16 protein-coding genes and 1 tRNA gene are annotated in these 17,899 nt (G+C 73.2%); 11 read left to right on the top strand and 6 right to left on the bottom strand.

What is annotated here, in order from left to right; all coding sequences use genetic code 11:
• Positions 1 to 120 precede the first annotated feature (120 nt).
• Positions 121 to 204: transfer RNA gene (locus M3673_RS01915), tRNA-Leu, on the bottom strand.
• 79 nt (positions 205 to 283) lie between these two features.
• Between M3673_RS01915 and M3673_RS01910 the strand changes: the two genes are divergently transcribed.
• The 7 genes from M3673_RS01910 (at position 284) to M3673_RS01880 (ending at position 6,218) form a co-directional block, all read left to right on the top strand.
• Positions 284 to 475, top strand: a complete 192-nt coding sequence (locus M3673_RS01910) for a hypothetical protein (protein WP_251531132.1) — start codon at positions 284 to 286, stop codon at positions 473 to 475.
• Between the two features lie 127 nt (positions 476 to 602).
• On the top strand, positions 603 to 1,226 hold the full coding sequence (locus M3673_RS01905) for an ANTAR domain-containing response regulator (protein ID WP_251531129.1): 624 nt from the start codon (positions 603 to 605) through the stop codon (positions 1,224 to 1,226).
• Between the two features lie 204 nt (positions 1,227 to 1,430).
• Complete coding sequence (locus M3673_RS01900) at positions 1,431 to 2,837, top strand: SpaA isopeptide-forming pilin-related protein (protein WP_193664614.1); 1,407 nt, start codon at positions 1,431 to 1,433, stop codon at positions 2,835 to 2,837.
• Between the two features lie 10 nt (positions 2,838 to 2,847).
• Entirely contained in the window at positions 2,848 to 3,843 is a 996-nt protein-coding gene (locus tag M3673_RS01895; protein ID WP_056862536.1) for a branched-chain amino acid ABC transporter permease, read from the top strand.
• The gene (locus M3673_RS01890; protein WP_056904499.1) at positions 3,833 to 4,735 is read left to right on the top strand and encodes an ABC transporter ATP-binding protein; all 903 of its coding nucleotides are present in this window, start codon (positions 3,833 to 3,835) and stop codon (positions 4,733 to 4,735) included. Before M3673_RS01895 ends, M3673_RS01890 begins: the two co-directional genes overlap by 11 nt.
• A complete protein-coding gene (locus M3673_RS01885) occupies positions 4,732 to 5,517 on the top strand; it encodes an ABC transporter ATP-binding protein (RefSeq protein WP_056862538.1) in 786 nt (261 codons plus the stop codon). The genes M3673_RS01890 and M3673_RS01885 overlap by 4 nt, the downstream gene beginning before the upstream one ends.
• Complete coding sequence (locus M3673_RS01880) at positions 5,514 to 6,218, top strand: DUF1963 domain-containing protein (protein ID WP_285839067.1); 705 nt, start codon at positions 5,514 to 5,516, stop codon at positions 6,216 to 6,218. The genes M3673_RS01885 and M3673_RS01880 overlap by 4 nt, the downstream gene beginning before the upstream one ends.
• Here the strand turns inward: M3673_RS01880 and M3673_RS01875 are convergent.
• Positions 6,199 to 7,218 (bottom strand): beta-carotene 15,15'-dioxygenase, Brp/Blh family, encoded by a 1,020-nt coding sequence (locus M3673_RS01875; protein ID WP_251531125.1) that lies wholly within the window; start codon positions 7,216 to 7,218, stop codon positions 6,199 to 6,201. The two genes, M3673_RS01880 and M3673_RS01875, sit on opposite strands and share 20 nt — an antisense overlap.
• Before the next feature lie 215 nt (positions 7,219 to 7,433).
• Here M3673_RS01875 and M3673_RS01870 point away from each other — a divergent pair, with 215 nt between their 5' ends.
• On the top strand, positions 7,434 to 8,285 hold the full coding sequence (locus tag M3673_RS01870; protein ID WP_251531123.1) for a bacteriorhodopsin-like: 852 nt from the start codon (positions 7,434 to 7,436) through the stop codon (positions 8,283 to 8,285).
• 130 nt (positions 8,286 to 8,415) lie between these two features.
• On the opposite strand, the gene M3673_RS01865 is transcribed toward M3673_RS01870, so the two are convergent.
• Positions 8,416 to 9,711 carry an ABC transporter substrate-binding protein gene (locus tag M3673_RS01865; protein WP_251531122.1) on the bottom strand — a complete coding sequence of 432 codons (1,296 nt, stop codon included), beginning with the start codon at positions 9,709 to 9,711 and terminating at the stop codon, positions 8,416 to 8,418.
• A 165-nt stretch (positions 9,712 to 9,876) separates the two neighbouring features.
• Positions 9,877 to 10,683 carry a DUF554 domain-containing protein gene (locus M3673_RS01860; RefSeq protein ID WP_193664603.1) on the bottom strand — a complete coding sequence of 269 codons (807 nt, stop codon included), beginning with the start codon at positions 10,681 to 10,683 and terminating at the stop codon, positions 9,877 to 9,879.
• A gap of 128 nt (positions 10,684 to 10,811) precedes the next feature.
• On the opposite strand from M3673_RS01860, the gene M3673_RS01855 reads away from it, so the two are divergent.
• A complete protein-coding gene (locus M3673_RS01855; RefSeq protein ID WP_193664601.1) occupies positions 10,812 to 11,390 on the top strand; it encodes a GNAT family N-acetyltransferase in 579 nt (192 codons plus the stop codon).
• A 54-nt stretch (positions 11,391 to 11,444) separates the two neighbouring features.
• Here M3673_RS01855 and M3673_RS01850 read toward each other — a convergent pair whose 3' ends face one another.
• Complete coding sequence (locus M3673_RS01850; protein WP_193664599.1) at positions 11,445 to 11,888, bottom strand: hotdog fold thioesterase; 444 nt, start codon at positions 11,886 to 11,888, stop codon at positions 11,445 to 11,447.
• An 88-nt stretch (positions 11,889 to 11,976) separates the two neighbouring features.
• Between M3673_RS01850 and polA the strand changes: the two genes are divergently transcribed.
• Complete coding sequence (gene polA, locus M3673_RS01845; RefSeq protein ID WP_251531119.1) at positions 11,977 to 14,682, top strand: DNA polymerase I; 2,706 nt, start codon at positions 11,977 to 11,979, stop codon at positions 14,680 to 14,682.
• A 58-nt stretch (positions 14,683 to 14,740) separates the two neighbouring features.
• On the opposite strand, the gene M3673_RS01840 is transcribed toward polA, so the two are convergent.
• Complete coding sequence (locus tag M3673_RS01840) at positions 14,741 to 15,994, bottom strand: oligosaccharide flippase family protein (RefSeq protein ID WP_235557643.1); 1,254 nt, start codon at positions 15,992 to 15,994, stop codon at positions 14,741 to 14,743.
• A 131-nt stretch (positions 15,995 to 16,125) separates the two neighbouring features.
• Between M3673_RS01840 and M3673_RS01835 the strand changes: the two genes are divergently transcribed.
• Positions 16,126 to 17,892, top strand: a complete 1,767-nt coding sequence (locus M3673_RS01835) for a hypothetical protein (RefSeq protein WP_251531117.1) — start codon at positions 16,126 to 16,128, stop codon at positions 17,890 to 17,892.
• The last annotated feature ends 7 nt before the right edge of the window (positions 17,893 to 17,899 follow it).

Raw genomic sequence — 17,899 nt, 5'->3', positions numbered from 1 at the left:
GACTCCGGCGTCCGAGGCTGCGAGTGCGCTGGACACCGTCTCGGGGGATCGGACGTGGACCATGGGGCGATCTTGGCGCAGCCCACCGACGGTGGGGTCGCCCCGGCCACAGGTCTCGGGTGCCGGGTGTGGGACTCGAACCCACACGCCCTCGCGGACAGTGGCTTTTGAGGCCACCGCGTCTGCCGATTCCGCCAACCCGGCCGAGCGGGCGCGAGCCTAGCCCGAAGACGCCGGGACCCGACAGTCGACAAAAGTCGACCAGATCACTACAGTTTGAGTCATGGCGAGGGCAGTGGTCGACAGGAGCGCCCGCTGGGCGCCGTGGCGGTGGGCGCGCGCCAGCCACGAGCGCGCGGTACGCAACGCCCGCGAGGGTGCCACCGACGCCGCCCGTCGGCGCCTCGAGCGGGCCGAGGTCGAGCTCTTCCTCGCCACGCCCCGCACGGCGCGGCGCGCGCAGCACCCGGCCTGACGAGCGGGGCGCCGCCTCCCGAGGCCCTCCTGCGCCTCCGACCGAGGTGGGCCGGGTGCAGGCCCCGCCGGTCGGCGCCCCACGGTCTCGCGCACGGCCGCGGCGCGGCGGACGATAGCCTGTCGCCGTGACCGACGCCCCCGCCCCCGCCGCGCCCAGCACCCGGACGGTCGTGATCGCCGAGGACGAGGTGCTCATCCGCATGGACCTCGCCGAGATGCTCACCGAGGAGGGCTGGTCGGTGGTGGGGCAGGCCGGCGACGGCGCCAAGGCCATCGAGCTGGCCGAGCAGCTGCGCCCCGACCTGGTCATCCTCGACGTGAAGATGCCGGTGCTCGACGGCATCGCCGCCGCCGAGTCCATCGCCGGTCAGCGGCTCGCGCCCGTCGTCATCCTCACCGCCTTCTCCCAGCGCGAGCTGGTCGAGCGGGCCCGCGACGCCGGCGCCATGGCCTACCTGGTCAAGCCCTTCACCCAGAGCGACCTGGTGCCGGCGATCGAGATGGCGGTCAGCCGTTTCGCCGAGGTGCAGCAGCTGGAGACGGAGGTCGCCGACCTCACCGATCGGCTCGAGACGCGCAAGGCCGTCGACCGGGCCAAGGGCATCCTCCAGGAGCAGCTGAAGGTCTCCGAGCCCGAGGCCTTCCGCTGGATCCAGAAGACCGCGATGGACCTGCGGCTCTCGATGCGCCAGGTGGCCGAGGGGGTCGTCACCCACGGCCCTGGCATCGCCTCCGGCCCCGGTTCCTGACCGCGGCGTCGGGCGGCGCCCGTCGGTCCCCGGACGACCCGCGCCCGTCTGCGCCCGGGTCGGGGGCACCCGCGTGCCCGGGTGCCTGCATCAGGGTTGTCACCGTTTGGTGTCGGTCCGTCACAGAGCCCTTGCGCGAGCCCCGCCGACCCCTACACTCCTCGCAGCCCTCGCCGGAAGTGCGTGGAACGACAGGAGTTGTGTGTGGCTTCGCGATTGATGGCGCTCCTCGCGCTCGTGGCGGCCTCGCTGGTGGCGGTCCTGCTGCCACTGGCCGCCCACGCCGGGACGACGAGCCCCAGCCCCAGCCCGTCCAGCAGTCCGTCGGCGGAGTCCTCGGCCTCTCCCGGGGCCTCGCCCTCGGGTGACGCCGGCGCCCCGCAGCCGACGATCGGTCCTGACGAGACCGGCATCAACGTCCTCCTCACCGACAGCTCGAACCTCGACTCCGAGGGCAACGGCACGCCGATCCCCGACGTCGGCCTGACCGTCACCGACGAGTCCGACCAGGAGGTCGGCGAGGGCGTCACCGACGCCGAGGGACGCGCCATCATCGCCGTCCCGGCGAAGGGCACCTACACCGTGACCCTCGACGAGGCGACGCTGCCGGAGGGGGTGGAGCTCGACTCCGACACGCCCTCCTCGGTGACCGTCGTCGCGCGTCTCGACGGCCCCAACAACTTCGGCGCCTTCCCGATCGGCGTCGTCGCGGCCGACACCGCGACCTTCGCCGACAAGCTGGCCGCGGCCCTGGTGTCCGGGGTGAAGTTCGGCCTGATCGTGGCCCTGGCGGCCCTCGGCCTGTCGCTGATCTTCGGCGCCACCGGCCTGACGAACTTCTCCCACGGCGAGCTGATCACCCTGGGCGGCATCTCGGCCTACGTCGCCAACCGCACGTTCGGCCTGCCCGTCATCGTGGCCGGCATCGTGGCGGTGGTCGTCTGCGCGGCCTTCGGCTGGGCCCAGGACCGCGCGCTGTGGAGACCCCTGCGCGCCCGGGGCACCGGCCTGATCGCGATGATGATCGTCTCGATCGGCTTCGGGCTCTTCCTGCGCAGCCTCTACCAGTACTTCTTCTCCAGCTCGACCAAGTCGCTCTCGCAGTACACCAGCCAGGCGCGTGAGAGCTACGGGCCGATCGCGCTGGCCGACAAGGAGCTCGCGATCATCCTGATCGCGCTCGTGGCGATCGCCGCGGTCTGCGTGGCGCTCATGCGCACCCGCCTCGGCAAGGCCATGCGGGCGGTCTCCGACAACCCCGCCCTGGCCGCCTCCTCCGGCATGCGCGTCGACGGCGTCATCAGCTACGCGTGGATCCTCGGCACCGCGCTGTCCGGGCTCTCGGGCGTGCTGCTGGCCATCAACAGCCAGGTCAACTTCCTGATGGGCTTCAAGCTGCTGCTGCTGGTCTTCGCGGCGGTCACGCTGGGCGGCCTCGGCACCATCTGGGGCGCGCTGTTCGGCTCGATGGTGATCGGCCTGATGGTCGAGGTCGGCCCCCTCTTCGGGGTGCCCTCGTCGATCAAGGAGGTCGGCGCCCTCGTCGTGCTCATCCTCATCCTGCTGATCAGACCCCAAGGCATCCTGGGTCGTCGCGAGCGGATCGGTTAAGGACCCCGACATGGACTTCACAGACATCTTCTCGACGGCCCTGACCCAGGCCCTGGGTCCCAACGCCATCGTCTACGCGCTGGCCGCGATCGGCCTCAACATCCACTTCGGCTACACCGGCCTGCTCAACTTCGGCCAGGCCGGGTTCATGGCCGTGGGTGCCTACGGCCTCGCCGTCACCGTGGTCGTGGCCGGGCTGCCCTTCGGCGTGGGCCTGGTCATGGCCTTCGCCGCCCCGCTGCTGCTCGCCGTGCTGCTCGGGTTCCCGACCCTGCGGCTGCGGGCCGACTACCTCGCCATCGCCACCATCGCGACGGCGGAGATCCTGCGCCTGGTCTTCGGCTCGGTGGAGATGAAGGACTACTTCGGCGGCTCCAACGGGCTCACCGGCTACTCCAGCGTCTACAAGGACCTCAACCCCTACTCCGAGGGCATCGACTGGGGCATCGTGCGCTACAGCCGCGACGACCTCTGGTCGGTCACGGTGGGCTGGGTCCTCGTGGCCCTCGGCTGCCTCATCGTGTTCGCGCTGATGCGCAGCCCGTGGGGTCGCGTGCTCCGCTCGATCCGCGAGGACGAGGACGCCGTGCGCTCGCTGGGCAAGAACGTCTTCGCCTACAAGATGCAGGCGCTCATCCTGGGCGGCATGTTCGGTGGCCTGGCCGGTCTGTTCCTGGCCCTGAAGCAGTCCTCGGTCGTGCCGAGCGACTACTCCACCAACATCACCTTCTACGCCTACACCGCGCTGCTGCTCGGTGGTGCGGCCCGGGTGCTCGGTCCCGTGGTGGGCGCGATCATCTTCTGGTTCCTGCTGTCCGGCCTCGGCTCGTTCTTCGGCCAGGCCACCTCGGGTGTCGACCCGCTGATCCCCAGCTGGATCATGGACGACACCCAGTCCAGCCTCGTCCGCTTCATCATCACCGGACTGGCACTGATGCTGCTGATGATCTACCGACCACAGGGGATCTTCGGTGACCGGAGGGAGATCGCGATCGATGGACGCTGACTCGACAGGGCGCGCCGGCCTCGCCGGCGTCCCCACCGACCCCGGGGCCCGCAAGCCCGACCCGCTGATCGTCGGCGACAACATCTCCCGCGCCTTCGGCGGCCTCAAGGCCGTCGACGTGGAGCACCTGGAGATCCAGCGCGGCGTCATCACCGCGCTGATCGGGCCCAACGGCGCCGGCAAGACCACGCTGTTCAACCTGCTCACCGGCTTCGACACCCCCGACACGGGCGACTGGAGCTTCAACGGCAAGCCCCTCAGCGGGGTCGCGGCCTACAAGGTCGCCCGCCGCGGCATGGTGCGCACCTTCCAGCTGACCAAGGTGCTCTCCAAGCTGACCGTCATCGAGAACATGCGCCTGGGGGCGACCGGCCAGCGCGGCGAGCGCTTCTGGTCGGCACCCTTCAAGTCGCTGTGGTCCTCGCAGGAGGACGAGATCACGCGTCGTGCCGACGAGCTGCTGGTGCGCTTCAAGCTCGACGCCAAGCGCGAGGACTTCGCCGGCTCGCTCTCGGGCGGCCAGCGCAAGCTCCTCGAGATGGCGCGCGCGCTGATGGTCGACCCGGAGCTGATCATGCTCGACGAGCCGATGGCGGGTGTGAACCCGGCGCTCAAGCAGTCGCTGCTCGGCCACGTGCAGTCCCTGCGCGACGAGGGCCGCACCGTGCTCTTCGTCGAGCACGACATGGACATGGTGCGTCACATCTCCGACTGGGTCATCGTCATGGCGCAGGGCCAGATCGTCGCCGAGGGCACCCCGGCCTCGGTGATGGCCGACCAGCGCGTCATCGACGCCTACCTCGGCGCCCACCACGACACCGACCTCAGCGAGATGGACGAAGAGGCCATCATGGAAGAGGCCATGGCCGAGATCGAGGGGACCAAGGAATGAGCGGCACCACCGAGCCCGACAGCCCCGAGCGCCGCGCCCACGAGGCCGGCGCCGAGGGCGCCGTCCTGCGGGCCGACAACCTGATCGCGGGCTACCTCCCGGGTGTCAACATCCTCAACGGCGCCGACTTCTACTGCCAGCCCGGTGAGCTGGTCGGCATCATCGGACCCAACGGCGCCGGGAAGTCGACGCTGCTCAAGGCGCTCTTCGGCCTGGTCAAGATCCACACCGGCCAGGTCACGCTCAAGGGCGAGGCGATCACCAACAAGCGGGCCGACCAGCTCGTGGCGCAGGGCATCGGCTTCGTGCCGCAGACCAACAACGTCTTCCCGAGCCTCACCATCGAGGAGAACCTCGAGATGGGCTGCTACCAGGCTCCCAAGACGTTCCAGGACCGCTTCGACTTCGTCACCGACCTCTTCCCGACCCTCGGCACCCGGCGCAAGCAGCGCGCGGGCTCGCTGTCGGGCGGCGAGCGTCAGATGGTGGCGATGGGCCGCGCTCTCATGATGGACCCGTCGGTCCTGCTGCTCGACGAGCCGTCGGCGGGTCTGTCGCCGGTGATGCAGGACGAGGTCTTCGTGCAGACCCGCAAGATCAACCAGGCCGGGGTCTCGGTCGTCATGGTCGAGCAGAACGCCCGTCGCTGCCTGCAGATCTGCGACCGCGGCTACGTCCTCGACCAGGGACGCAGCGCCTACACCGGCACGGGCCGCTCGCTGGCCGACGACCCGAAGGTCATCGAGCTCTACCTCGGCACGCTGGGCAAGCAGGCCTCCTGAGCCGGCCCCACCTCGGCTGCGGGAAGCGGTCCCGCTCCTGCGGGAGCAGGAGCGGGACCGCACCCGGGCGCTGCCGGTGGCCGGGTGAGGGTCCGCTGCGCCTCGTCGCCGAGGTGGACCTCGCCGCGGTGGCCGTCGCCGGCCTCGACGCCGGCCTGCGGCTGGCGAGCACCGGACGGCTGCTCGCGTTCTGCTACGACGACCCCGACGGCACCGGTGCGATCGTCGACGCCGCCGATCCCGGCACCGCGGCGGGGTGGCGACTGCTCCACCTGGAGGGGGTCGGGCCGGCCCTGGGGGCACACACCGCGCTCGCCGGCGTCCAGGTCCTCACCTGGCCCGACAGCGAGCACCCGGTGCTCGAGATCGCCGGGGTCGAGCTCCCCGACGCCATGGAGGAGCGTCTGGGGGAGCCGCTCGACGACGCGGTCGGTGAGGACGCGGTCGGTCACCAGCTCGGAGGCTGGGCCCGTCCGGTGCAGGGAGCGGTGGAGTGGGAGGCGGCCGAGGCCCGGCTGGGCGCGGCGACGTGGGACGAGGAGCACCGCCGCGAGGCGCTGCGGTGGCGCCCGCTGCTGCAGGTCGACGGCGGCGCGGACTCCGCCTGGGGCGACGCGGGCTGCCTCTACTGGCTCGCCCGCACCGACGGCACACGACCGCCGGAGCCATCCGAGCTGGGCTTCACCTGGCAGACCGGCTGAGTCGGCCGGGGTGCCGGGCGCGGTGGTCGCTCCACAGCACGACCAGCATGTGCGGCACCGTCAGTGCGAGCAGGAGCAGCAGCGTCGCGGCGAGCGCGCGGCTCGGGTCGGCGGCGCGCACGGACCCCGCGAGGAGGGCGGCGAGCACGGCCGTGGCCGCGAGGGTGGGCCACGCGGCGCGGCCGGCCAGGACGCGCACCGCTCGGGCGGGGTCACCCGCGGCGACCCAGGAGGCGCAGCGCTGGTCGTCGAGCAGCAGGCGGGCGCAGTGGCGCAGACCGTGCCAGCCGCCGAACCACAGGGCGAAGGCGGCGAGCGGCGGCACGACCGCCCCGAGGAGGCCGAGCACCAGCACGTCGGCGGCGACCTGACGCTGGCCCGCCCGCAGCGCGGCCGTCGTCGCCACCGCTGCGGCCGCGACCCAGGTCGCGGCGAGCGCGGCCCGCACGACGGGCTCGCCCAGGAGCGGCCCGAGCCCGGGGGAGACCGCGGTGCCGACGTCGACCAGGAGCGGCCCGGCGCGGGCCAGCGGCAGCAGCAGGGCGCCGGCTCCCGCGAGAGCGACCGCGACCGACACGACGGGGCCGGGCCGCCACCCGGAGACCTCCCTGACGACCTCGAGCTCGCCGAGGCCGAAGTGCACCACGCTGAGCAGCAGCACCGCGACCAGGGCCACCGGCCCCGCGGTGGCGAGCAGGACCCAGCTCACCGCGGCGACCGCGGCGTACGCGAGGGCGACCACGGGCCACGGCCGGCGGGCGAGCCGCGCGGCCACGAGGTGGTCGACGGCACCGTGGGGCAGGCCGAGGAGCAGCCCGGCGCCCGCGACAGCGAGCACGAGGGGACCCGAGACGCCGGCAGGGACCGGTGCCGCCGCCAACGCGACGGCCCCGCCGACGGCCACGGCCGCGAGTCGGCGCGACCAGCGGGACGCGGTGCGGAGCACGTCGACGCGCGCCGGCCCGCCGGCGGGGGCGAGTCGGGGCTCGAGGACAGTCACACCGTGAGTATCGACCTCGGCGACGGCCTCGGGGACCCCACGACGGCAAAATCTCAACAAAAGATTGAAATATCTTGTTGAAGTTCGTGTGGAGGTCCACACTGAGGCTGCGTCAGCGGCCCACCACGGCCCGCATCGGCGCAGGTCAGCGCCACTTGCGCTGACCTGAGGGCGCCGTCGCCCTCCTCGGCCACACGTCAACGGAGGTCGTTCCAGTGATTCCCGATCAACTCACCCAGGGCCAGTACGACACGGTCTACAACCTGCTGTCGCTGGTCATCGCGGCCCAGCTGTTCACCGCGCTGTTCCTCGTCGCCGCCCAGCCCCGCGTGCTGCCGCGCTACCGGCAGGCGCTCCTGGTCTCCGCGGTGGTGTGCGGCATCGCCGCCTACCACTACTTCCGCATCTTCAGCTCCTTCAGGGAGGCCTTCGTCACCGACGCGGTCGGGGGCGAGGGCACCTACACCCAGGCCGTCGGTGCGTCGTTCAACGAGGGCTACCGCTACGTCGACTGGCTGCTCACGGTGCCGCTCCTGCTCGTGGAGCTCGTCGTCGTGCTCGCCCTGGCCCGCAAGCTCCAGGCGTCGCTGCTGTGGCGGCTCGTGCCGGCCTCGGCGCTGATGATCGTCCTGGGCTACCCGGGGGAGATCAGCGACAGCGACGCCCTGCGCCACGTGTTCGGCCTGCTGTCGACCCTGCCCTTCCTCTACATCCTCTACGTGCTCTTCGTGGAGCTGACCCGGTCGCTGGACCGCCAGCCGCCCGCGGTGCGCCAGACCATCTCGCGGCTGCGGATCCTGCTCTTCGCCTCGTGGGGGGTCTACCCGGTCGCCTACCTGCTGCCCCTGCTCGGCCTCGACGGCTCCGACGCCTGGGTCGGCAAGCAGGCCGGCTACTCCATCGCCGACATCCTGGCCAAGGCGCTCTACGGCCTGCTCATCTACCGCATCGCGCGCCTGAAGTCCTTCGCCGACGACCCGGCCTTCGAGGCCGCGGAGGAGGGCTCGGCGCACGAGCGGCCCGCCGCGACGCGGGACCGCGGGGCGTCCACCACCACAGTCGCCTGAGCGGGGGGGCGGTGCGCGCGTCGCCCGGTCCCTCCCGCTCCCGTCCGGGCGGGACGGCGCAGGGCCCCGGGGCGGTGCTCCGGGGCCCTGCGGATGAAGCGGGTGCTGGTGGTGCGGTGCCGCGGTTGGCTCAGATGTCGCCGCTGATGTAGTCCACCGGCGCGATCTTGTTCTGCGCGTCGTACTCGTAGATGCCGATCGACGCCGAGGTCGGGCTGCCCAGGTCGCTCAGCTCGATGGGGCCGGAGACACCGTCGTAGTCGATGTCCTCGCCGTCGGCCAGCAGGCCGGCGCACTCCTCGAAGGTGGTGCACTTCGTGCCCTCGCGGGTCACGTCGGGGATCTGCTCGGCGATGGCGTCACCGGCGTCGCTGTCGGCCGCGATCGCGGCCAGGGCGGAGACGATGGTGGCGTCGTAGGACTCCGCGGCGTAGGCGTAGTCCTTCAGGTTGTCGTCGACCGTGGCCAGGCGGTCCTTGAAGTCGGCCGCGGTCTCGGCGCCCGGGATCGTGCCCTTGGTGCCCTCGAGGGTGCCGTCGGGCAGCGGAGCGGTGGCCGACTTGTCGTAGTTGGCGGTGTTGCCGTCGACGAAGTAGGTCGGCAGGTCCTGCGGACCGGCGCCGGCCTGGATCAGCTGCGGGATGATCGAGGTGGTCTCCTCGAAGGCGACCAGCACGACGGCGTCGGCGCCGGAGCCCGCAATCTCCTCCACCTGCGAGTCGTAGGACTGGGCCTTCTCGCCGTAGAACACGGTGGCGGCGACCTGGCTGCCGGCGTTCTCCAGGTTGGTGGCGATCTGCTCGGCCAGGGTCTCGCCGTAGGCGTCCTGGCGGGCGAGGATCGCGACGTTCTGGCGGCCGTCCTGCAGCAGCAGGTTGGCCATGACCGCACCCTGGAGGATGTCGGAGGGGGCGGTGCGGAAGTAGTTGTCCGGCTCCGCGTAGTCGCCCTCGTCGAAGGCGGTGGAGGTGTTGGCCGGGGAGAACATGACCGCGCCCGAGGACATGATCTTGTCGATCACGGTGAGCGAGACGCCCGAGGACGCGGCACCGACGATGACGTCGGCGCCCCCGTCGAGGAGCTTGTCGGTCTCGGCCGGGGCGATGCCGGAGTCGGTGTCGCCCGAGTCGCCGCGGACGCTCTCGACGTCGGCGCCGAGGACGCCGCCGGCCTCGTTGATGTCGTTGACGGCCAGGTCGACGCCGGCGAACTCCGGCGGGCCGAGGAAGGCCAGGCTGCCGGTCTGCGGGAGCAGCGTGCCGAACACCAGGGTGCCGTCGCCCTCCGCGGTCGGGGCCGAGGACCCGCTGTCGGAGCTGGTGGAGCTGGGCTCCTCGTCGCCCGAGTCGCTGCCGCAGCCTGCGAGCACCATCGCGCTGGCAGCCGCAACGGCGGCGAGGCGGATCGTGGTGGATCTACGCTTCATCTGTCCTCCGGGATCTCGTGGCGCCGTGGTCGGGGTCACGGCACAGGAGGCAACCTAGTGCGCAAGGGCCGCTTTGGTACCCCGCTTGCGCAGGCTGAAACGTTTGTGGCCGATTCGTGACCTTGGGGCCGGATCGGCGCCTCCGGGGGCCCCGTCACGCGAGGATCAGCGGTACGCCGCGAGCGCCGTCACCAGCAGCGGGGCCACGAGCAGCGCCGGCAGCAGGTCGGCCACGGCCACCTCGCGGATGCGCAGCAGCCGCAGCGCGACCCCGACGAGCAGCAGCCCGCCGGTGGCCGTGATCGCGGCGAGCTGGGCGTCGGGGAGCACGTCGCCCAGCGCGAGCCCGACCAGGGTCAGCCCGCCCTGCACGGTGACGACGGTGAGCACCGAGGCGGCCACGCCCCACCCGAAGGAGGCCGCGAAGGCGATGGCGGCGAAGAAGTCGAGGGTCGACTTCAGGTAGAGCTGGTCGGCGCCGTTGCCGAGGCCGTCGTTGAGGGAGCCCAGGATGGTCAGCGGCCCGGTGCAGAAGACCAGCGAGGCCACGACGAAGCCCTCGACGAAGCGTCGGCGCCGCTCGCCCGCCGCCGCTCCCGGTCCTGCGGCGTCCGTCGCCGCGGCGTCCGGTGCTGCGTCACCCGGCCCGGGGCCCCCGCCGAGGCGGCGCTGCAGCCAGGCCCCCAGCTGCTCGACGCGCTGCTCCAGGCGCAGCGTGGAGCCGACGATCCCGCCGACCAGCATGGCGCCGAGGACCACGAGCATCGGGGCGCTGCTGCCGACGGCGTCGCTCAGGTCGGGGGAGAGCACCTCCATCGCCGAGGTGGCGGCGATGAGCAGTGTGACGAGGCCGAGGGCGTCGGTGACCAGCTCGCGGGTGCGGGTCGGCAGCCGGTTGCCCAGCAGGACGCCCAGCCCGGAGCCCAGCAGGACGGTCGCGACGTTGACGAGCGTGCCGGCACCGGGGATCACGGGACTCCTCTGACAGTCGATCGGGAGGGAGCGTAGTCTCGACGGCGCGTCACACGCACGAAGGGGGCTCGCCGGGGGGCGCCCACCACGGACGGGCCCTGCCGAGGGCCCAGGGGAGGGTCGGGTCGATGACACGCTCGCAGGTCTCGCTGCGGCCCGCCGCGGTCGCCGACGCCCTGTTCCTGGCCGAGCTGTGGGCCGACTCGCTGCGTCGCACCGACCTGCAGGAGCAGGTCGCCGACCTCGAGGTCGTCATCAAGTCGGCCGCCGACTCCCCCGAGCAGCGGCTGCTCGTGGCCGAGCACGACGGTGAGCCGGCCGGGGCGGTCTACCTGCGCGTGGCCACGGTCAGCCCGATCAACCTCGAGCCGGTCGTGCAGGCGCTCTCGCCCCACGTGCTGCCGGCCTACCGCCGTCGCGGCATCGGCCGCACCCTCATGGAGTCGGCCGTCGCCTACGCCGAGGAGCTCGGCGTCGCCCACGTCATGACCGCGGCCGACTCCGGCTCCCGCGACGCCAACCGCTTCATGGCCCGCCTCGCGCTCGCCCCGCAGGCGACCGTCAGGGTCGCCGCCACCGCGCTGGTGCGCAGCAAGATCGAGGCCCAGCGCCCCGGCACCGGGCGCGGGCTCACCAGCCGGCAGCGCGGGCAGGTGCTCGCCGCCCGCCGCTCGCTGCGGCGCAAGGAGTCCCAGGCCGAGGCCTGAGCCCGCTCCGTCGACAGCGCCCCGGCCGGTCCGAGGACCACCCGGGGCGCCGGGTCACATGCCCAGCTGCTCCTTGGGCACCAGCGCGCAGGTGATGCGCGCGGTGCAGACCCGCTTGCCGCGCTCGTCGGTCACCACGACCTCGAAGCACGCCGAGGAGCGCCCCAGGTGCACCGGGGTCGCGGTGCCCGTCACCAGGCCCGCGGTCGCCGAGCGGTGGTGGGTCGCGTTGATGTCGACGCCCACCGCGACCTTGCCGAGCGGGTCGGCGTGCAGCGCCGAGCCCATCGAGCCGAGGCTCTCGGCCAGCACGACCGAGGCGCCGCCGTGCAGCAGGCCGTAGGGCTGGGTGTTGCCCTCGACGGGCATGGTCGCCACGACCCTGTCGGCGGAGAACTCGACGAGCTCGATGCCCATCTTCTCGTTCAGCCCACCCATGCCGTGGGGCAGGGAGGCCATCAGGTCGTCGGTGGACCGGGGTGCGGGGGTCTCGCTCATGGGGCTCAACCTAGCGGGGGTCGCGACACCGGCCGGGCCCTCCGGCGGCGCGGGTGGCGGTGTCCCCGGCGACGGATAGAGTCGCCGGGTGCCCGAGACGACGCCCGCTCCCGACGCCTCCGCCCGCCCGCGACTGCTGCTGCTCGACGGCCACTCGCTGGCCTACCGCGCCTTCTTCGCGCTGCCGGTGGAGAACTTCTCGACGACCACGGGTCAGCACACCAACGCCGTCTACGGCTTCACCTCGATGCTCATCAACGTGCTCCGCGACGAGCAGCCGACGCACCTCGCGGTGGCCTTCGACGTCTCCCGGCAGACCTTCCGGCTGGAGGAGTACTCCGAATACAAGGCCAAGCGCAACAAGACCCCCAGCGAGTTCGGCAGCCAGCTGCCGCTGATCGAGGAGGTCCTCGGGGCGCTGCGGGTGCCGTTCCTGAAGAAGGACGGCTTCGAGGCCGACGACATCATCGCCACGCTGGTGACCCAGGCCCAGGCCGACGGCATGGACGTGCTGGTGCTGACCGGCGACCGCGACTCGCTGCAGCTGGTCACCGAGGCCTGCACGGTGCTCTACCCCATGCGCGGCGTCTCCGACCTGGCCCGGATGACCCCGGAGGCCGTGGAGACCAAGTACGGCGTGCCCCCGCACCGCTACCCCGAGCTGGCCGCGCTGGTCGGCGAGGACTCCGACAACCTCCCCGGCGTGCCCGGGGTCGGCCCGAAGACCGCGGCCAAGTGGATCGCGCAGTACGACGGCCTCGACAACGTCATCACCCACGCCGACGCCATCAAGGGCAAGGCCGGCGACAACCTGCGCGCCCACCTCGGCGACGTGATCCGCAACCGTCGCCTCAACGCCCTCGTGCGCGACCTCGACCTCGAGCTGCTGCCCGCCGACCTCGCGATGCGTCCCTGGGACCGCCAGGAGGTCCACACCCTCTTCGACGGGCTGGAGTTCCGCGTGCTGCGCGACCGGCTCTTCGAGACCCTGACCTCGGAGGAGGAGGTCGACGGTCCCGGCTTCGAGGTCGGCGGCACCACCCTGGGCGCCGACGAGCTGGGCCCGTGGCTGGAGGAGACCGGCGACGGCGTCGTGGGTCTGCACGTGCGGGGCGCGTGGGGGGCCGGCTCCGGTCGCGTCGACGGCCTCGCGCTGGCCGCCCCCGGTGACCGCACGGCCTACGTCGACACCGCCACCCTGACCCCCGCCGACGACGCCGCGCTGGCGGCGTGGCTCGGCGACGCCGCCCGGCCCAAGGTGCTCCACGACGCCAAGGGCCCGGTGCTGGCGCTGGCCGCCCACGGCTGGACCCTGCGCGGCCTGCAGAGCGACACCGCGATCGCGGCGTACCTCGTGCGGCCCGACCAGCGCTCCTACGACCTGGCCGACCTCACGCTGCGCTACCTGCGCCGCGAGCTGCGCGAGGAGACCGACGGCGACCAGGGCCTGCTCTTCGACGAGGACGAGGCCGTCGCCGACGTCGCGATGCTGCGCGCCCGCGCCGTCGTCGACCTCGCCGAGGCCCTCGACACCGCGGTGGAGGAGCACGGCGGGCGCGAGCTCATGGCGCAGGTCGAGCTGCCGCTGGTGGAGCAGCTCGCCCGCATGGAGCAGGTCGGCATCGCCGTCGACACCGACCACCTGGAGGCGCTGGAGTCCCACTTCGCCGACGAGGTCAAGCAGGCCGCCGACGAGGCCTTCGCCGTCATCGGCAAGGAGATCAACCTCGGCTCGCCCAAGCAGCTGCAGGTGGTGCTCTTCGACGAGCTCGACATGCCCAAGACCAAGCGCACCAAGACCGGGTGGACCACCGACGCCGACGCGCTGCAGGCGCTCTACGTCAAGACCGAGCACCCGTTCCTGCTGCACCTGCTGCGCCACCGCGACGTCATCCGGCTGCGCCAGACCATCGAGGGCCTGCTCAAGACCGTGGCCCCCGACGGGCGCATCCACACCACCTACAACCAGACGATCGCCGCCACCGGCCGGCTCTCCAGCACCGACCCCAACCTGCAGAACATCCCCATCCGCACCGAGGAGGGTCGGCGCATCCGCGAGGCCTTCGTGGTCGGTCGCGGGGCCGACGGCGCCGACTTCGAGTGCCTGATGACCGCCGACTACAGCCAGATCGAGATGCGCATCATGGCCCACCTCTCCGAGGACGCCCTGCTCATCGAGGCCTTCAGGTCGGGGCGCGACTTCCACTCGATCACCGCGGCCCGGGTCTTCGACACCCCGGCCGACGCGGTCACCGTCGAGCAGCGGGCCAAGATCAAGGCGATGAACTACGGCCTGGCCTACGGCCTCTCGGCCTTCGGGCTCTCCCAGCAGCTCGGCATCGAGCCGGGCGAGGCCCGCGGGCTGATGGAGGAGTACTTCGAGACCTTCGGCGGCATCCGCGACTACCTCGAGGGCATCGTCGAGGAGGCCCGTCGCTCGGGCTTCACCGAGACCATCATGGGTCGCCGTCGCTACCTGCCCGACCTCACCAGCGACAACCGTCAGCGCCGCGAGATGGCCGAGCGGATGGCGCTCAACGCCCCCATCCAGGGCTCGGCCGCCGACATCATCAAGGTCGCGATGCTGCGGGTGGAGGAGGCGATCGCCGCCGAGGGCCTGCGCTCGCGGATGCTGCTCCAGGTGCACGACGAGCTCGTGCTCGAGGTCGCCGCCGGAGAGCGGGAGGCCCTCGAGGCCCTCGTGCGCGCCCACATGGGCGGCGCCGCCGACCTGGCCGTGCCGCTCGACGTCTCCATCGGCACCGGCCGCAGCTGGCACGACGCGGCCCACTAGCCACCCCCGGCCGGCCGGGGGTGGCCGTCGCCGGTGGTGCCGGAGGGCGCGGGCGGGCTCAGTCGCCGACGCGCGCCGGTGCCGCCTCGGGGGCGACGGCCGGGCGGTCGAGCAGGGCCAGGGTGAGCAGGCACACGAAGAGGCAGGCGTCGATGACGACGACCAGCACGATGAGCGAGCCCACCGACTCCACCGTCAGCGCTCCCGCGACGAGCACGACGAGCCCGGTCCACAGCGCCAGGATCGCGCGGCCCTGGCGACGGGCCAGGGCGGAGTAGAGGAGCAGCTGCAGCATCGCCAGCAGGGTGCCGACGATGGCGAAGAGCCACAGCTCGGACTTGATGTCGTCGAAGTCGGAGCCGCCGACGAAGAGCAGCGCCAGGTCGGGCAGGAGCAGGGTGCCGCCCAGAGCGCACGCCCCGAGGACCGCGGTGGTCGACAGCGACAGCAGCAGGGCGCGACGGCTGGCGCCGTCGGAGGCCATGCTGGGGAAGGCGATGACCACCACGAACTGCGGCAGGAAGAGCACCGCCTTGACCAGGATCAGACCGGCGGCGTAGAGGCCCGCCTGGTCGTCGGGCAACACGGCGCGGGCGACCAGGATGTCGGCGTTGGAGAGGGCGAAGAAGGCGAAGAGGGCCTGGCTGCTGCGACCGACCTCGCGCAGCAGCTCCACGCCGGGGTGGCCCTCGGGGGTCTCGACCTCGGGCCGGGGGCGCCGCAGCGCGACCCAGCCGACCAGCACCGGCAGCCAGGCGCCGAGCGCCACCCCGAGCATCGCGGCGAACTCGGTCGGCCACACCGCCATCAGTCCCAGTCCGCAGGCGACGCGGCCGAGCCCCTGGGTGAGGTAGACCAGGGCCAGCGGCTCCCAGCGGCGCTCGCCCTGGAGCACCCCGGCCTGCGCACCCATGAGGGTCAGCGGCGCCGCCGCGAGGGCGACCAGCATCGCGGTGGGCAGGCTGTGGAGCTGGAGCACGGTGTTGAGCACGGGGGAGGCGAGCAGGCACAGCGCGCCGAGTCCCAGCGCGCTGCGCACCCCGACGCCGAGCACGACCCGCTCGATCTCCTCGGTCTGCGCCGGCGCCGCCGAGATCCGCCGGGCACCCGTGGCCTGGAGGCCCAGCGACAGCACGTTGACCACGAGCAGGACGCCCATGAGGGCGGAGAAGGCGCCGAAGGGCTCGCGGCCGAGCAGGTGCGCCGCGGCCACGGTGTAGCCGTAGGTGGCGACGTTCATGACGCCCATCGCCACGGCGATCGAGGCGCCGCCGCGCAGGCGCCGGGTGGTCGGCGCGGTCGTGGAGGTCACGGGCACGAACACTACGACGGGGCGCGCCGCCGGTGGTGCCCGGACGCTCCGGCCGGGGTGGTTGGATCACCGCGACCCCGCGCGCCACCGGCGACGAGGGCGTCGACGACGAGGGGAGGCCGAGGGGGACCGTGACCGACACCGGACAGCACGACCCCTCCGAGCGCCGCGCGGTCGACCCCCGGCCCACACCGCCCTGGCTGGTGCCGCTGTGGTCGCTGCTCCTGGCGGCCCTGCTGCTCGGGCCGGCCCTCGCGCCGGGCTACGTGCTGAGCTTCGACATGGTGTGGGTGCCCGACCTGGCCCTGCGTCCCGACGTGTGGGGGCTGGGCTCGGGGCTGCCGCGGGCGGTGCCCTCCGACGCGGTGGTCGGGCTGCTCGACGAGGTGGTCGGCGGCATGGTGCTGCAGAAGCTCGTGCTCCTGGGGAGCCTGGTCGCCGGCGGCGTGGGGGCCGCACGGCTGGCGCCCGGGCCGACCCCGGTGCGGCTGCTCGCCGTCGGGCTGTGGCAGTGGAACCCCTTCGTGGTCGAGCGGCTCGTGCTCGGCGCCTGGCCCGTCCTGGTCGCCTACGCCGCGCTGCCGTGGCTGCTGCTGCTCGCGCGGGAGTGGCGCACCGGGGGGCGCGTGCCCCGCCGGCTGTGGCTGGTGGTGCCGCTGGCCTGCCTGAGCGCCAGTGCAGGCCTGGCCTCGGCGCTCGTGCTCGTGCTGGCCGCCTGGGGGCGCGGCCGGCGTCGCGCGGTGCTGGCGATGGCGGCGGCCGGCAACGCGCCGTGGCTGGTGGCCGGGGCGCTGCACGCGTCGGTGGCGACGACCGACGCGGCGGGCGCGCGTCTCTTCGCGCTGCAGGGGGAGGGCGCGGTGCCGGGTCCGCTGGCCGCGCTGACGCTGGGCGGGGTGTGGAACGTCGAGGTCGTGCCGCCCAGCCGCCTGGGCGCCACGGGGTGGGTGGCGCTCGTCGTGCTCGCGGCGCTGGCGCTGCTCGGCTCGCGCGCGTGGTGGCGGGCGACGGTGGCGCGGGAGCGGGGGGTGCTGCTGGCCGCGTGGGCGACCGGGTGGCTGCTCGCCGTGCTCACCTGGGCCGCTCCCGACGCGCTCGGCTCGCTGGCGGCGAGCGTGCCGGGCCTCGGCCTGCTGCGCGACGGGTCGCGGCTGCTGCTGCTGTGCGCGCCGCTGCTGGTGCTCCTCGTGGCCCACGGCGCCGGTGTGCTGCTCGCGCTGGCGCGTCGCCCGGCGACCCCGGTGCTGCCGCTGGCGGTGGCGGGCGCCGCGGTCCTGCTGCCCGTCGCGCTGCTGCCCGACGCGACGTGGGGCGCGGCGGGCCGGCTGGGGGCCGTCGACTTCCCGTCGTCGTGGGCCGCGGCCCGCCCGGTGGTCTCGGCCGCCGCCGCGTCCAGCGGGGGCGACGTGCTGGTCCTGCCCGCCTCGAGCTACCGCCAGCCGGCGTGGAACGACGACCGCAAGGTGCTCGACCCTCTCGGTCGCTACCTGGCGCCCGACTTCGTCGCCGACGACTCCCTCGTGGTCGACGGCACGGCCGTCGCCGGGGAGGACCCCCGCGCCCGGGCGGCGCTGGCCGCGCTCGGCGCGGGCACCCCCCAGGCCGCCGCCACGGACCTCGCCGCCCTGGGCGTCGCGGTGGTGGTGGTCGACCTCGAGGCCGCCGCCGCCCTCTCCGCCGACGTGCCCGAGGTGGCCGGGCAGGTGCTGGTCGACGGGCCCGGGCTGCGGGTCGTGCGTCTCGGCGGGGTCGAGGCCGACCCGGCCCCGCGCAGCTGGGTCGTCGCGCTGGTGCTCGCCTGGGCGGCGTACCTGGGGGGCCCCGCGGTGGTGTGCGTGCTGGCCCTGGCGACCGGAGCGCGGGCCACGGCGCGCCGCGTGCTCCGGAAGTCGGCGTGAACTCCGC

Source organism: Nocardioides sp. P86 (assembly GCF_023712465.1).
Lineage (GTDB): Bacteria > Actinomycetota > Actinomycetes > Propionibacteriales > Nocardioidaceae > Nocardioides > Nocardioides kribbensis.
The sequence above is the reverse complement of the archived record's forward strand: the minus strand, read 5'-3'. Positions and strand labels throughout refer to the sequence as shown.

Coding starts and splice junctions, on each gene's coding strand:
- M3673_RS01910 (WP_251531132.1), top strand. CDS start 284: ATGGCGAGGGCAGTGGTCGACAGGAGCGCCCGCTGGGCGCCGTGGCGG.
- M3673_RS01895 (WP_056862536.1), top strand. CDS start 2,848: ATGGACTTCACAGACATCTTCTCGACGGCCCTGACCCAGGCCCTGGGT.
- M3673_RS01890 (WP_056904499.1), top strand. CDS start 3,833: ATGGACGCTGACTCGACAGGGCGCGCCGGCCTCGCCGGCGTCCCCACC.
- M3673_RS01885 (WP_056862538.1), top strand. CDS start 4,732: ATGAGCGGCACCACCGAGCCCGACAGCCCCGAGCGCCGCGCCCACGAG.
- M3673_RS01865 (WP_251531122.1), bottom strand. CDS start 9,711: ATGAAGCGTAGATCCACCACGATCCGCCTCGCCGCCGTTGCGGCTGCC.
- M3673_RS01855 (WP_193664601.1), top strand. CDS start 10,812: ATGACACGCTCGCAGGTCTCGCTGCGGCCCGCCGCGGTCGCCGACGCC.
- M3673_RS01850 (WP_193664599.1), bottom strand. CDS start 11,888: ATGAGCGAGACCCCCGCACCCCGGTCCACCGACGACCTGATGGCCTCC.